The following is a 14,704-nucleotide window of genomic DNA, read 5'->3' on the forward strand; positions in this document are numbered from 1 at the left end:
CTCGTCGCCCATCCTTCGAGGCCGTCGCTTCGCGACGGCGCCTCAGGATGACGGCGGAGCTTGGAGCTAAGGCTGCGCGCAGTTCGCCGGATCACTGTCCACCCTCGCGCAGCTTGAAGCGCTGGATCTTGCCCGTCGCTGTCTTTGGCAGCGTCTCCACCACCTCGATCCAGCGCGGATATTTCCACGGCCCGACCTTCTGCTTGACGTGCTCCTTGAGCTGCTCGAACAGACCGTCGTGCGTCGCACCTTCGCGCAACACGACATAAGCGCGCGGCTTCAAGAGGCCGTCGAAATCCGCGTCCGGCACGACGGCGGCTTCAAGCACGGCGGGATGCGTGATCAGCGCGCTCTCCACCTCGAACGGCGAGACCCAGATGCCCGACACCTTGAACATGTCGTCGGCGCGGCCGCAGAAGGTGTAGCGGCCCTCCGCATCGCGGATGTACTTGTCGCCGGTGCGGGTCCAGTTGCCCTCGAAGGTCGCGCGGCTCTTGCTGCGCTGATTCCAGTAGCCTTCGCCGGCGGAGGGCGCGTCGACCAGCAATTCGCCGACCTCGCCGTCGGCGACCTCGGTGCCGGCCTCGTTGACCAGCCGCACCTTGTAGCCCGGGACGGGCTTACCCGAGGTGCCGTATTTGATGTCGCCGGGCGCATTGGACAGGAAGATGTGCAAGAGTTCGGTGGAGCCGACGCCGTCGAGAATGTCGGCGCCGAACCGCGCCTTCCAGGCGAGCCCCACCGATTCCGGCAACGCCTCGCCGGCCGAGGTGCAGATCCGCAGCCGGCTGCCCGCGGTCTCGCTCTTCAGCGCCGGATCGTTGAGCATCGCGGCGAACAGCGTCGGCACGCCGCAGAAGATCGTCGGATTGCAGCGCTGCATCAGCTTGAACACGACGGCCGGCGTCGGCCGCTCGGCATTCAGCACCGTGGTGGCGCCGACCGACAGCGGGAACGTCAGCGAATTGCCGAGCCCGTAGGCGAAGAACAGTTTCGCCGCCGACAGCACCACGTCGTCCTCGCGGATGCCGAGCACCTGCCTGGCGTAGGTCTCGGCGGTGGCGGCGAGATTGGCGTGCAGGTGTCGGACGCCCTTCGGCATCCCGGTCGAGCCCGAGGAATACAGCCAGAACGCCGGCTCCTCCGCATGGGTCGCGGCGGTCTCGCAGGCGTCGCTTTCCTGCGCCAACTCGTCGGCAAGTTTCAGATGGCCATGCGCATCGGCGCCCGCGACCACGACATGTGTGAGGTCCGGCAGTCCGGACAGAATGTCCTTCAGCACAGGGTAAAGCGCTTCGGAGACGAACAGCACGCGCGCGCGGCAATCCGCCAGCACATAGGCGTATTGCTCGGCGGTCAGCAGCGTGTTCAGCGGCACCGGCACCACGCCGGCACGGATCGCGCCGAGAAACACGATCGGGAAATCGATCGTGTCGAGCATGATCATCGCCACCCGCTCCTCGCGACGCAGGCCGAGGCGGCGCAGCAGGTTGGCGGCGCGGCAGGTCTGCGCCTGCAGCGCGCGATAGCTTAGCTCGGAGACGGTGTCCGTATAGGCGAGCTTGTCGCCGCGGCCCTCGGCGACGTTGCGGTCGAGCAGCCAGCTCACCGCGTTGTACGACCCTGCCCCGGTCACGCCGTGCATTGTCCCGCAGCGCCAATGGCCATGGCGTCCTCCCGCTATTTAGAATTATAGTTCGTTAGAATTATAATGCATAGGAAGCCACTGTGCCGGGTTGCTGTCAATCCTTCCCGGCACTATGATTCCGCTCAACTTCTCATGAGCGCGCTTTCAGACATGACCCAGTCCGCCGAATCCGACGCCAGCTTCCTGCTGGAGCTCGGGCAGCGCGTCCGCACCTTGCGCGGGCTGCGCGGGATGTCGCGCAAAGTGCTCGCCAGAGTTTCTGGAATCTCCGAGCGCTATATCGCCCAGCTCGAAAGCGGCAAGGGCAACGTTTCGATCATGCTGCTGCGGCGGGTGTCGGACGCGCTTGCCACGCCGCTGGAGGATCTGCTGCCGAGCGGCGACCCCTCGATCGACTGGCCGGTGATCCGCGATCTGGTCCGCCGCGCCACGCCAGTGCAGATCGCACACGCCAAGGACGTGCTGTCCGGCATGGGCCGGCTCGGTGCCGGCGCGCGGCGCGAACTTGTGTTTCATGGCATCGCTTTGATCGGCCTGCGCGGCGCCGGCAAATCGACGCTGGGCAAGATTCTTGCCGACAAGATCGGCTGGGCCTTCGTCGAGCTGAACAAGGAGATCGAGCAGCAGACCGGCCTGTCAGTGGCCGAGATCATCGCGCTGTACGGACAGGAAGGCTTCCGCCGCATGGAGCAGGCGGCGTTGGCGCAATTGCTGGCCCGCAAGGAGCTGATGGTGCTGGCGACCGGCGGCGGCATCGTTTCCGAGGCGATCACCTTCGACCAGATCCTGTCGTCGTTCTACACCATCTGGCTGAAGGCCGAGCCCGAAGAACATATGGCGCGGGTGCGCGGCCAGGGCGATCTGCGGCCGATGGCCGACGACCGCGCCGCGATGCAGGAGCTCCGCACCATTCTGCAGAGCCGCGAACCTTTGTATGCGCGCGCCGCCGGCGTGCTCGACACCGCCGGACTAAGCGTCGAGGCGGCGGCCGCGAAGCTGACCGCGATGGTGTCGCCGGTGCTGTGCCGGGATGCGTGTGCGTTCGGATTGAAGAACGAGGCGGTGTAAGACGCTACAAGTAGCAGCGCCGTCATCCTGAGGTGCTCGCCCGCACGGGCGAGCCTCGAAGGATGCGGCGGCCAGCACTGCGATTGAGGCTCATCCTTCGAGGCCGCCGCTGCGCGGCGGCGCCTCAGGATGACGGCGGGGTGGGGAGAGGGTGTGCAACTAAACCCCGAGATGCCGCTCCAGCAGTTCCGGCTGTGCAGCCAGCTTTGCCGGTGCGCCGTCGAACACCACGACGCCCTTCGCCAGCATCACCATGCGGTCGGCGATCGCCGACAGGCTGCGGAAGTCCTTGTCGACGACGATGGTGGCGACGCCTTCGCCGCGGATCACGCCGAGGGTGCGCCAGATTTGCTGCGCGACCATCGGCGCGAGGCCTTCGGTGGCTTCGTCGATCAGCAGCAGATCCGGATTGGTCATCAGCGCGCGGCCGATCGTCAGCATCTGCTGCTCGCCGCCGGAGAGCTGATGGCCGCCGTGGCCGCGACGCTCCGCGAGCCGCGGAAACAACTCGAAGATTCGCGGCAGCGTCCAGGTGGCGCGACCGTCCGTGCCGGGACGCGCGGCCATCACGAGATTTTCGACGACCGACAGCGCGCCGAACACGCCGCGGCCTTCCGGCACCAGAGCGACGCCGCGCCGCGCGATCGCGTCCGGCGGGACGCCGGCGATATCATCGCCGTGCAGCCGGCGCTGGCCGCGGCACGCCGGCACCAGGCCCATCAGCGCACGCAGCAATGTGGTCTTGCCCATGCCGTTGCGGCCGATCAGCGCGATCTGTTCGCCGCGCGCCACCGTCAGATCGATGCCGTGCAGGATCTGGCTGACGCCGTAGTAAGCCTCGAGCCGCTCGGCCTGCAGCAGCGCGGTCATACGGCATCTCCGTGGGTACCCAAATACGCCGCACGCACGGCCGGATGCCGCCGTACGTCTTGCGGCAAACCTGAGGCAATCACCCGACCGTCCTGCATCACCGTCAGCCTGTCGGCGAGCTCGAATACCGCATCCATGTCGTGCTCGACGATCAGCACCGCATGCTCCGCGCGCAGCGAGGCGATCAGCGCGATGATGCTGCGCGCCTCGGCCTGCCCCATGCCGGCGAGCGGTTCGTCGAGCAGGACGATCGACGGACCCGTCGCCAGCACCATCGCGATCTCGAGCTGACGCTGTTCGCCGTGACTGAGTACATTGGCGATGATGCTTTCGCGCCCGGCGAGGCCGGCCTTGGTAATTGCCTCGGTGGTGCGGCGCTGCACCTCGGGATCGGCGGAGGCGCCGCCGAACATCCGCAGCGGCGCGCGCGAGCGCGCTTGCGCGGCGAGGCGGACGTTCTCGTGCACGGAGAAGCGCGGGAAGATCGTGGTCTTCTGGAACGCGCGGCCGATGCCGGCGCGGGCGCGCTTGTCAGGCGCCAGCGCGGTGATATCAGCGTCGCCGAGCCTGACCGTACCGGTGCTGGCGGAGAGTTCGCCCGACAACAGATTGATCAGCGTCGATTTGCCGGCGCCGTTCGGGCCGATCACCGCGTGGATTTCGCCGCGCCTGATGGCGATCGAGACATCGGCCACAGCGCGGACGCCGCCGAACCGCTTGCCGAGCCGCTCGGCGCGCAACGCGAGTTCAGCCATGCCCGGCCTCCGGGGCTGGAACCGGGGCCGGCGCCACTTGCTTGGCGTGCACCTGCTTCGGTTCGGCCTCGCCGAAAACCATCGGCCAGAGCTGCCGAACGCCGTTCGGCAGCAGCAGCACGATCGCAATGATGATCGCGCCCTCGATCAGCTTCCACTGCTCGAACGTCGCTTTCAGCACTTCCTCGAGCCCGAGCAGCACCAGCGCGCCGATCAGCGGTCCGGTGACCGTGCTGAGGCCGCCGATCAACACCATCACCAGCACGGTTGCGGATTGGTGCCAGCCGAGCATTTGCGGCGCGACGAAGCCGAACTGCACCGCGGCGAAATAGCCGGCGACGCCACTGAGCGCACCGGACAGCACGAAGGCGATCAGCCGGATGCGGAAGATCGGGAAGCCGAGCGCGCGGGCGCGGCGCTCGTTGTCGCGCGCCGCCGCCAGTGCATGGCCGAACGGCGAGCGCACCACCGTTACCAATAGCGCGATCACCGCCACGGTGACGCCGAGCACGAGAAAGTAGAACGTCAGCGGCTTGTCGAGATCGAGCAGACGCGCGCCCGCGATGACCAGTTCGGGCTTGACGTTGATGAAGGCGCCATCGGAGCCGCCGGCGAAATCGGCGTCGTGAAACAGGTAGAACAGCATTTCGCCGAAAGCGAGCGTGACCATGATGAAGTACACGCCGCGGGTGCGCAGCGCCAACGCCCCGATCACCAGCGCGGCGACACTCGCCGCCAGCACCGCGGCAGGCCACGTCAGCAGCAGCGATGCGGCGTCGTATTTCGGCGACAGCAGCGCCAGCACATAGCCGGCCAGGCCGAAGAATGCGGCATGGCACAGCGACACCAGCCCGCTTTGCCCGACCACCAGATTGAGCGCCATCGCCAGCACGCCGAGGATCAGCGCCTTGCTGGCGAACTGCACGTAGTACACCGGCACGACGAAGGGCAGCGCGAGCGCGGCGATCAGACAGATCGCCGGCAGTGCGCTTGATCGGATCAGGCTCGTCCTTTCGTTCGTCATGGCCGGGCTCGTCCCGGCCATCCACGTTCTTGCGTCGAAGCAGGCGTCGATTCGTGGATGCCCGGGACGAGCCCGGGCATGACGGCGGGGGCGGAGAGACGCTTCATCTCACGCCTCCCGCCGGCCGAGAATGCCGTTCGGCCGCCACAGCAGCACGATCGCCATCAGCAGATAGATCAGCATGCCGGAGACGCTCGGAAAGAACACCTTGCCGAACGTATCGGTGAGGCCGATCAGCAGCGCGCCGATCGCCGCCCCCGCCACCGAGCCGATGCCGCCGAGCACGACGACCACGAAGGACAGGATCAGCATGCCGTCGCCCATGCCGGGATACACCGTCGAGATCGGCGCAGTGACGATGCCGCCCAAGGCGGCCAGCGCGATGCCGGTGGCGAAGACGAGGCGGTTGACCTTGTCGTAGTCGATCCCGAGCACGCGCGTCATCTCGCGGTTCTCGGCGCCGGCGCGGACGATCATGCCGATCCTCGTGCGGGTGATGACGACGAAGATCAGCGCCGCCACCGCGAGGCAGAACACGCATATTGCGAGGCGATACACCGGATAGGACAGATTGTCGGTGAGCTGCAGCGAGCCGGACAGCCAGTCCGGCGGCGCCACCGAATGCACGTCCTTGCCGAACAGGAGTTGCCGGACCTCGTCGATCACCAGGATCAGCCCGAACGACAGCAGCACCTGCGCCAGATGATCGCGACCATACAGCCAGCGGATGAACACGCTCTCCAGCGCCAGCCCGAGCACGAAGGCGATCGCGACGCCGCCTATCAGCGCGATCAGGAAATTGCCGGTGATCAGCGCGATCCAGTACGCCAGATAGGCGCCCAGCATGTAGAACGCGCCGTGCGCGAGGTTGATCACGCCGAGAATGCCGAACACCAGCGTCAGGCCGCTGGCGACCAGAAACAGCACCATGCCGTATTGCACGGCATTCAAGAGCTGAACGCCGAAGGTGATCAGGTCCATATCAACGGCCTATCCGCATGATTACTCCGCTCGCGTTCGTCATTCCGGGGCGCGAGCGCAGCTCGCGAACCCGGAATCCATAACCACCGTCAGGGAGTATGAATTCCGGGTTCGCGCTTCGCGCGCCCCGGAATGACGGTGCTTGTTAGTTGCTTCGCCGCTCACACCCCTCTCCCGTGCCCCCGTCATTGCCGGGCTCGACCCGGCAATCCATCTTCCGAAGAAGATGGATGCGCGGGTCGAGCCCGCGCATGACGCTGCACTTGGTGTCACGTCATCTTGCAGCCGCGCGCCGGGTCGTCGACATTGGCCTGCGCGATCGAGACCATCTCGTTGCGGCCGTTCTTCACCTCGCGCAGATAGATGTTCTGGATCGGGTTGTGCGCCTTGTTGAACGACAGCGGCCCGCGCGGGCTGTCGATCTTGGCGGCGGCCATCGCCTTGATCATCGGATCGCGCATCGCCGGATCGCCCATCACCGCGGTCAGGCCGATATCCAGCAACGCCGCGGCGTCGAAACCCTGCACCGCGTAGATGTCGCCGTCCTTCTGGGTCCTGGCCTTGAACGCTTTCAGGAACGCGACGTTGGCGGGATTGTCCAGATTGTCGGCGTAGTGCAGCGTCGTCTTGATGCCGGCGGCCGCCTCGCCCTGCGCCTCGATGGTGCCGTCGGTGAGGAAGCCCGCGCCGTACAGCGGGATCGTCTTGTTGAGGCCGGCGGCCGCGTAGTCCTTGACGAATTTCACCGCGCCGCCGCCGGCGAAGAAGCTGAACACCGCGTCGGGCTTGAGCTGCGCGATCCTCGTGATCAGCGCCTGGAATTCGACCTGCGGGAACGGCAGCGTCAGGTCCTCGACGATCTTGCCGCCGTTCTTGGTGAAGTTCTCCGCGAAGGCGCCGACCATTTCGGCGCCGGCGGTGTATTTCCAGGTGATGGTGACGACGTTCTTGATGCCGGCATCGGCCATCACCTTGCCCATCGGGAAGGTGGTCTGCCAGTTCGAGAACGAGGTGCGGAAGATGTTCGGCGCGCAGGCCGGCCCCGTCGCATCGTTGGCGCCGGCATTGGGGATGATCAGCAGCGTGCCTGAGTCGCGCGCGACCTTGACCATCGCCATCGCGACGCCGGAATGCACCGTGCCGATCACGACGTCGACCTTCTCGCGGCCGACCAGCCGGTTCATGTTGTCGGTCGCGGCCTCCGGCTTGGATTCGTCGTCGACCTGCACGAAGGTCACGTCGCGCCCGCCGAGTTTGCCTCCGATCTGCTCGACGCGCAGCCGGAAGCCTTCGTCGATGAACTGGCCGAGCTTGGCGAATGTCCCGGTGTAGGGCAGCATCAGCCCGACCTTGAGCGGCGCGGTCTGCGCGATCGCCGGCGTGGCGAAACGCGGCGCCACCGCGAGAGTGGCGGCGCCCGCGGCGCCGGTCAGCAGCGCGCGGCGGGATAGCGGCGGCAAACGACGGATCATTGACATGGCGTTCTCCCCTTGATGGTGCCGTTCGGTGATTGTTGTGCCGAGGCGCTTCTCGTCCGGACGCGGCGATCACCGCGGCCGACCGGGCGCCCTTGGTCCCGAACCTGACGGCAGCATAATTCAGGATGCGGCGAAGGCAAGAATTATAGTGCAGGTTGCGAGGTCGATGAGCGGTTTGGACCAAGCCTATCCGCTGTCGTCCCCGCGAAGGCGGGGACCCATACGCCGCAGCATCCCGGTTTGAAGCTCTGTGGCAGCGGCCTTGCTTCGCTCGGGAAGCCAGGGGTTATGGGTCCCCGCCTGCGCGGGGACGACTCGCTGCGCCCTCTCCCCAACCCTCTCTCGCAAGCGCAAGCGGGCGCGCGCTGCGGAATGGGGGAGCTGACTTCACCAATCACTTCGCCCTTACGTCTCGAACGTCACCCCGATCCTGTTCTGCTTGATCCAGATCAGCCGGCAGTTGCGCACTTCTCCGACGGACATCACCAGCCGGAACCGCTCCGGAATATAGGCGGCATTGTCGACGTCGATGGCCGCCCCTTCGGCGGAGATGTTGCGCACCAGGCAGGTGAGGCTGGTGCCGCTGAAGGACACATGAGCCGGCTCCTCGACGTCGCTGCGAGGATATCTGCGTTTCTCGTCCACCATATCTTCCATCTGTTCGATGCCAGTCCCGCTGTCACGCTGATGCGATTTCGCAGCGAAGCAATACCATGCGACGCGGACCATCTCCGCGCCCTGCGATCGGCGGATGCGCCCACCCGATCCCGCTCATGGCTGGGTGCGCTCGAACTGACGCAGCAGCTTGTTGCCTCGCTCGACTGCGGAGTCCATCGCGGCCTGCGCGGATTTCCTGCCGCTGAACGCCTGCTCCAGTTCGTCGTCGATGACGTCGCGGATCAGAACGAACGAACCGAGCCGAAGCCCGCGCGAATGCTCTGTCGGCGGCTTGCGCGTCATCTGCTCGATCGAGATCGCCGTGCCGGGATTGCGGTCGTAGAACCCCTGCGCGCGCGTCAGTTCGTAGGCCGCCCGCGTCACCGGCAGATAGCCCGTGTTCTGATGCCAGGCGGCCTGCACCTCGGCCCGCGACAGATAGGCGAAGAACCTGGCGACGCCTTTGTATTCAAGCGCCGGACGGCCGCGCAGCACCCACAGCGTCGCGCCGCCGATGATGGTGTTCTGCGGCGCGCCGGCGACGTCCGGCCAGTGCGGCAGCCGTCCGTAGCCGACATCGAATCTGGAATTGGCGACGATATCGGCGCGGGTCGCCGACGAGCCTATGAAGATGCCGCAGTCGCCCTGCTGAAACCGCGGCTCCGCGGCGGTGGCGCGGCCGCCATAGTCGAACACCCTGGTCTTCTGCCATTCCGACAGTTCGGCGATGTGGCGGACCAGGACGGGATTGTTGAACACCAGCACCGCGTCCATCCCGCCGAGGCCATTGGACCGGGTCGCGAGCGGAAGATTGTGATAGGCGGAGAAATTCTCGACATTGATCCAGGACGGCCACGACGTCGTGAATCCGCAAGGCGCGCCGGCGGCGACCAGCCGCTTCGCCGCAGCGCCGACCTCCGGCCAAGTGCCCGGCGGCGCCTCGGGATCGAGTCCGGCTTTTCTGAACATCGACTTGTTGTAGTACAGCATCGGCGTCGACGCGTTGAACGGAAACGACAGCATGTTGCCGGCCAGATCGGTATAGTAGCCGGTCACCGCGGGAAGGTATTCGGCCGCGGAGAACGCCTCCTTTTCGTCGCGCATCAGCTCGTAGACCGGATACACCGCGCCCTTCGCCGCCATCATGGTCGCGGTCGCGATCTCGTTGACCTGCACGATCGCCGGCTGGCTCGACGAGCGGAAGGCGAAGATCGAAGCGGTCACCGTTTCAGTGTAGTTGCCCTTGTAGGTGGGCACCACGCGGTAATCGGTTTGCGAAGCGTTGAAGTCCGCGGCCAGCTTTTCGAGCTGCCGGCCGAGCTGGCCGGACATCGCGTGCCACCATGCGATTTCGGTCGCCGCCCGGGCGGGGGCGTTGCCCACGGCGATTACAAGCAGAACGATTGCGGAAATCAGCGGGATCCTGGCTCGTCCCCACCGCCGATCACTCCCGATAGCCATTTCCTATGCCAGTCTGCTAGATTGGCGGGACTCTCCGGCCCCGGTCGTGGGGCACAACCTTATGGGATCGAACTTGCCGCTGTCCAGTCGAGCCGCGATGCCCAGCGCAGCCGCCGCCGTGATCGGATCGGCGTTCGTCGCCCTTTCATCCTGTGCTGTCGGCTCCCACAGCGCCGCGATCCTCATCCGCAAGGCCGACTGAGTTGGCCCCGGTGAACCCGCATCAGGACAACAGCAGCGATCCGCAGGCGAGCCTTGCGAGCCGCGCCGGGATCGTCGGCCTGGTCCGTGCGGTCCCGATCCGCTGGCGCATCCTGTCGATCGCCGCGCTGAATTCGCTGGTGGTGCTGATCCTCGCCAGCATGATCTGGAGCGGCGCGCGGGTGTTGAGTTCGGCCTGGGACGACGTCCGCCAGGTCCGCAAATCCGACAATATCCTGGCGCTGCTCGAGAGCGAGACCAGCCGCCTGCAGAACCTGATCCACCGCTACATCAACCAGCCGAGCCCCGACCTGTTCGCGGAGATCCTGCTGCTGCGCGAGGCGGTGCTCGGCACCCTCACTACCCGCGCCTCGACCGATCCGATCCTGTCGGGCTCGGTCGCCGAACTCGAACGGGTGACCGAGCGATTCCTCAACGGCTTCGGCGATCTGCGCGCGCTGCAGGGCAAGATCAAGGACACTTACGAAAACCAGGTGCAGGGGCCGGCGCGCGACATCGCCGGGCTGTATTCGATCATCGAGGGTGCGACCGGGCGGCGCGATGCGGCGATCTGGCCGCCGCTCGGCCGGTCGCGCGAGGCATTCACGGCGATGCTGGTGGCGGCCAATTCGTACTACCTGTCGCTGTCCAAGGAAGCCGCCGAGGACGCCCGCCGCAACACCGAGACGATCGAGCGCACCGTGCCGGTGATGATCGAATTCGCCGACAACGATCTGCAGAAGATGGCGCTGCAACGGCTGAAAGTCCGCGTCGCCGCCCTGCGCGACGGGCTGCAGACCCTGTCGGATCAGCTCGCGAGCCGTAGCGACCTGTTGCGCAACGCGATCGACGCCAGCCAGGCCTCGACCATCGGGGCGATCGACGCGCTCTCGGTGAAGATGCGCCAGCGCGAGCAGAAGGCGCAGGAGACGTTCGACCGGACGCTCGCCAGCATCTCGCGCAAGGTGCTGTGGATCGCGGTGATCTTCATCGGCGTGATCATGATCGCCGGCACCGTGATCGTGCTCAGCATCCGGCTGCCACTGCAACAGATCCTGGCGGCGATGCACGCCATCACCTCCGGCGACTACGGCCGCCGCGTCGCCGGCACCGACGCCCGCGACGAGGTCGGCGCAATGGCGCGCGCGGTCGAGGTGTTCCGCGAGAACGCCATCGACAAGCGCCGGGCGGAGGACGATCTGCGCGCGTCCAAGGAAAAGGCCGAAAGCGCGCTGTTCGAGCTCAATGCCGCGCAGCAGAATTTGATCGACGCCGAACGGCTGGCCGCGCTCGGCGGGCTGGTCGCCGGCGTCGCCCACGAGGTCAACAATCCGATCGGAATCAGCCTGACGGTGGCGTCGAGCTTCAGCCGCAAGGCGACGATGTTCGAGGCCGAGCTGAAAGGCGACGCGCCGCTGCGGCGGTCGCAGCTCGACGAATTCGTCCGCTCCTCCCGCGACGCCGCGCAGCAGCTCGTCGCCAATCTGCAGCGCGCCGCCGAACTGATCCAGTCGTTCAAACAGGTCGCGGTCGACCGTTCCCATGCCGAACGCCGGCAGTTCAATCTGCACGAGGCCACCGACCAGATCGTCGCCAGCCTCAAGCCGGTGCTGAAGCGGGCGCCGATCGAACTCGCCATCGACGTGCCCGACGGGCTGGTGATCGACGGCTATCCGGGCGCCTATGGCCAGATCCTGACCAACCTGTTCCTGAACGCCGCCAACCACGCCTTCGCCGACGGTCGCGCCGGCAGGATCGCGATCACCGCGCGGCCGCGCGGCGACGACGTTGAGATCGTGTTCGCCGACAACGGCGCCGGCATGACCCCGGACGTCCAGCGCCAGGCGTTCGACCCGTTCTTCACCACCCGCCGCAACGAAGGCGGCACCGGGCTCGGGCTGCACATTGTTTACAATCTGGTCACCCAGCAGCTCGGCGGCCGGATGATGCTGGAATCAAGGCTGGGACAAGGCACGACTTTTCGCATTATCATGCCCCGCACCGCCACCGGCGGCTCGACCGACGCCGACACGCCCATCGACGGAAATGTGCAATGGCCGACCAGGACGATATCCTCCAGCTGATCGAAGATACCGAGCCGGGGCCCGAGCCGTCGAACGCCAAGCGGTGGAAGATCGCGGTGATCGACGACGATCCCGCCGTCCACGAGGGCACCCGCTTCGCGCTCAGCGACTACAACCTCAACGGCCAGACCCTGGAAATCCTCTCGGCCTATTCGGGCGCCGAGGGCCGCGAGCTGATGCGGACCAATCCCGACATCGCCGCGGTGCTGCTCGACGTCATCATGGAGACCGACGCCGCAGGGCTCGATCTGGTCGAATTCATCCGCAACGAGATCCAGAACGAGACCGTCCGCATCATCCTGCGCACCGGCCAGCCCGGCCAGGCGCCGGAGCGCCGGGTGATCGTCGACTACGACATCAACGACTACAAGGCCAAGACCGAACTCACCGCCGACAAGCTGTTCACGTCGCTGACCGCCGCGCTGCGCAGCTATCAGCAGCTGGAGCGGATGGTGCAGACGCGGCGCGGCCTCGAGATCATCATCGACGCCGCGTCGACGCTGTACGATTTCAAGTCGATGCAGCGGCTGGCCGAGGGCGTACTGACCCAGATCGCATCGCTGCTCAATGTCGACTGCGCCGGAATCCTGGTGCTGCGCGACGCCGGCGACGACTTTTCGGTGCTGGCCGGATCCGGCTGCTACAGCCGTTTCATCGGATCGGCCGGGCCCCGGGCGCTCGATCACGATCTGCGGCAGATGGTCGAGGAGGCGTTCCGGCGCCGCAAGCACGAATTCGCCGACCATCGCACCGTGCTCTATGTCCGGACCGGCAGCGGCCGCGAGGTGGTGCTGCTGCTGCAGGCCGAATGCGAACTCTCGGAAACCGACCGCTCGCTGGTCGAGATCTTCGGCAGCCGGCTGTCGATCGCATTCGACAATGTGATCCTGTACAAGCAGCTCCACGAGGCCAACACCCAGCTCGAGGACCGGGTCGCGCAGCGCACCCGCGCGCTGACCCAGGCCAATCGCCGGCTGTCGACGCAATGGATGCGGCTGCAGCGCGCCAACGCCTTCAAGAACGAGATTCTCGGCACCGTCGCCCACGACCTGAAGAATCCGCTCGGCGTCATCCTCGGCCGCACCGAAATGCTGACCGAACTGATCGGCGCCGACTCGCCGAAGGAAAACGTCATCGCCCAGGTCGATCACATCCGCGAGGCGACGCGGCGGCTGACCTCGATGGTCGACCATCTGATCTCCGATGCCATGGCCGACGCCTTCGATATTTCGATCCGGCGCGAAGCGGTCGATCTCGCGGCGCTGGTCGCAGAGGTCGCCGAGGCCAACCGGCCGATGGCGCAGAACAAGCAGCAGGCGATCTCGGTCTCGATCCCCACCGCCCGGATGACGATGTGCGACGCCGACCGGGTGCGCGAGGCGATCGACAATCTGGTGAGCAACGCCATCAAATACAGTCCGATCGGCGGAAACATCGCGCTGCAGGTCGACGGCGACGATGCCAACACCATCGTCCGCGTCACCGATGAGGGCGCCGGCCTGTCGCCGGAGGACCTCAGCCGGCTGTTCGGCCGATTCCAGCGCCTCTCCGCCAAGCCGACCGCCGGCGAGAGCTCGACCGGGCTCGGCCTGTCGATCGTCAAGAAGATCATCGACATGCACGGCGGCAATGTCGGCGCCCACAGCCCGGGTCCCGGCCAGGGCGCGACCTTCACCATCACCCTGCCGGCATCGACCACATCATGAGCCAGAGCCCGCACATCATCGTCGTCGACGACGAAGCCCCGGCCCGCGAAATGGTCGGCGACTATCTGCGCATGCACGGCTTCGTCGTGACGCTGTGCGACGGCGGCAAGAGCCTGCGCGCCGAGATCGAAACCAAGGTCCCCGATCTCGTCGTGCTCGACCTCAACATGCCCGAAGAGGACGGCCTGTCGATCATCCGCGACCTCAAGGCCAAGACCAACGTGCCGGTGATCATGCTGACGGCGACCGCCAGTCCGATCGACCGCGTGGTCGGCCTCGAGCTCGGCGCCGACGACTACGTCGCCAAGCCGTGCGAGCTGCGCGAGCTGATGGCGCGGATCCGCTCGGTGCTGCGCCGGGCGGCGCCCCGGCCGACCGCTGCCACCGCGACCGCCGTGGCCGCGGGCAAGCCCGCCCCCGAGCAGCTGGTGCGGTTCGGCACCAAATGGCTCGACCTCGAAGCCCAGGCGCTGCGCGACGACGACGGCAACGAACACCCGCTGACGGCGTCCGAATTCGGCCTGCTGAAGGTGTTCGCGGCCAATCCCAAGCGGGTTCTCTCGCGCGAACGGCTGCTGGAACTCGCCAACGCCCGCGACGCCGAGGCGTTCGACCGCGCCGTGGACCTGCGGATCATGCGGATCCGGCGCAAGATCGAACCCGATCCGACGAAACCGGCCGTCATCCGGACGATTCGCGGGGGAGGCTATTTGTTCTCCCCGGCAGCCGAGCGCCCCTGACCGCGCGCCGCGACGGCGATCCCCCGATCCG

12 protein-coding genes are annotated in these 14,704 nt (G+C 66.6%); 4 read left to right on the forward strand and 8 right to left on the reverse strand.

Translation table 11 applies throughout. From position 1 onward, the window contains the following. Window positions 1-91: 91 nt before the first annotated feature. Window positions 92-1,645, reverse strand: a complete 1,554-nt coding sequence (locus ACTZWT_RS20850; RefSeq protein ID WP_444771591.1) for a benzoate-CoA ligase family protein — start codon at window positions 1,643-1,645, stop codon at window positions 92-94. Between the two features lie 135 nt (window positions 1,646-1,780). Between ACTZWT_RS20850 and ACTZWT_RS20855 the strand changes: the two genes are divergently transcribed. Further along, window positions 1,781-2,716 (forward strand): helix-turn-helix transcriptional regulator, encoded by a 936-nt coding sequence (locus ACTZWT_RS20855; RefSeq protein WP_444771592.1) that lies wholly within the window; start codon window positions 1,781-1,783, stop codon window positions 2,714-2,716. A 159-nt stretch (window positions 2,717-2,875) separates the two neighbouring features. Here the strand turns inward: ACTZWT_RS20855 and ACTZWT_RS20860 are convergent, their stop codons facing one another. The 7 genes from ACTZWT_RS20860 to ugpB all read right to left on the reverse strand — a co-directional run bounded on the left by ACTZWT_RS20860 (window position 2,876) and on the right by ugpB (window position 9,942). Then, window positions 2,876-3,586 carry an ABC transporter ATP-binding protein gene (locus ACTZWT_RS20860; protein ID WP_444771593.1) on the reverse strand — a complete coding sequence of 237 codons (711 nt, stop codon included), beginning with the start codon at window positions 3,584-3,586 and terminating at the stop codon, window positions 2,876-2,878. Then, window positions 3,583-4,341, reverse strand: a complete 759-nt coding sequence (locus ACTZWT_RS20865) for an ABC transporter ATP-binding protein (protein ID WP_444771594.1) — start codon at window positions 4,339-4,341, stop codon at window positions 3,583-3,585. The genes ACTZWT_RS20860 and ACTZWT_RS20865 overlap by 4 nt, the downstream gene beginning before the upstream one ends. Further along, complete coding sequence (locus ACTZWT_RS20870; RefSeq protein WP_444771595.1) at window positions 4,334-5,365, reverse strand: branched-chain amino acid ABC transporter permease; 1,032 nt, start codon at window positions 5,363-5,365, stop codon at window positions 4,334-4,336. The genes ACTZWT_RS20865 and ACTZWT_RS20870 overlap by 8 nt, the downstream gene beginning before the upstream one ends. Window positions 5,366-5,473: 108 nt before the next feature. Then, window positions 5,474-6,346 carry a branched-chain amino acid ABC transporter permease gene (locus ACTZWT_RS20875; protein ID WP_444771596.1) on the reverse strand — a complete coding sequence of 291 codons (873 nt, stop codon included), beginning with the start codon at window positions 6,344-6,346 and terminating at the stop codon, window positions 5,474-5,476. Between the two features lie 269 nt (window positions 6,347-6,615). Beyond that, complete coding sequence (locus ACTZWT_RS20880) at window positions 6,616-7,824, reverse strand: ABC transporter substrate-binding protein (RefSeq protein ID WP_444771597.1); 1,209 nt, start codon at window positions 7,822-7,824, stop codon at window positions 6,616-6,618. A gap of 405 nt (window positions 7,825-8,229) precedes the next feature. Continuing rightward, the gene (locus ACTZWT_RS20885) at window positions 8,230-8,472 is read right to left on the reverse strand and encodes a PilZ domain-containing protein (protein WP_444771733.1); all 243 of its coding nucleotides are present in this window, start codon (window positions 8,470-8,472) and stop codon (window positions 8,230-8,232) included. Between the two features lie 123 nt (window positions 8,473-8,595). Next, a complete protein-coding gene (ugpB, locus tag ACTZWT_RS20890; RefSeq protein ID WP_444771598.1) occupies window positions 8,596-9,942 on the reverse strand; it encodes a sn-glycerol-3-phosphate ABC transporter substrate-binding protein UgpB in 1,347 nt (448 codons plus the stop codon). Window positions 9,943-10,154: 212 nt separating this feature from the next. Between ugpB and ACTZWT_RS20895 the strand changes: the two genes are divergently transcribed. Genes ACTZWT_RS20895 through ACTZWT_RS20905 form a run of 3 tightly spaced genes read left to right on the forward strand, consistent with a single transcriptional unit; the run spans window position 10,155 to window position 14,673 of the window. Beyond that, the gene (locus ACTZWT_RS20895) at window positions 10,155-12,227 is read left to right on the forward strand and encodes an ATP-binding protein (RefSeq protein WP_444771599.1); all 2,073 of its coding nucleotides are present in this window, start codon (window positions 10,155-10,157) and stop codon (window positions 12,225-12,227) included. Continuing rightward, on the forward strand, window positions 12,197-13,933 hold the full coding sequence (locus ACTZWT_RS20900) for an ATP-binding response regulator (RefSeq protein ID WP_444771600.1): 1,737 nt from the start codon (window positions 12,197-12,199) through the stop codon (window positions 13,931-13,933). Before ACTZWT_RS20895 ends, ACTZWT_RS20900 begins: the two co-directional genes overlap by 31 nt. Then, complete coding sequence (locus ACTZWT_RS20905; protein ID WP_444771601.1) at window positions 13,930-14,673, forward strand: response regulator; 744 nt, start codon at window positions 13,930-13,932, stop codon at window positions 14,671-14,673. Before ACTZWT_RS20900 ends, ACTZWT_RS20905 begins: the two co-directional genes overlap by 4 nt. Window positions 14,674-14,704: the final 31 nt, after the last annotated feature.

Source organism: Rhodopseudomonas sp. NSM, from assembly GCF_052445935.1.
In the GTDB taxonomy this organism is placed as follows: domain Bacteria; phylum Pseudomonadota; class Alphaproteobacteria; order Rhizobiales; family Xanthobacteraceae; genus Rhodopseudomonas.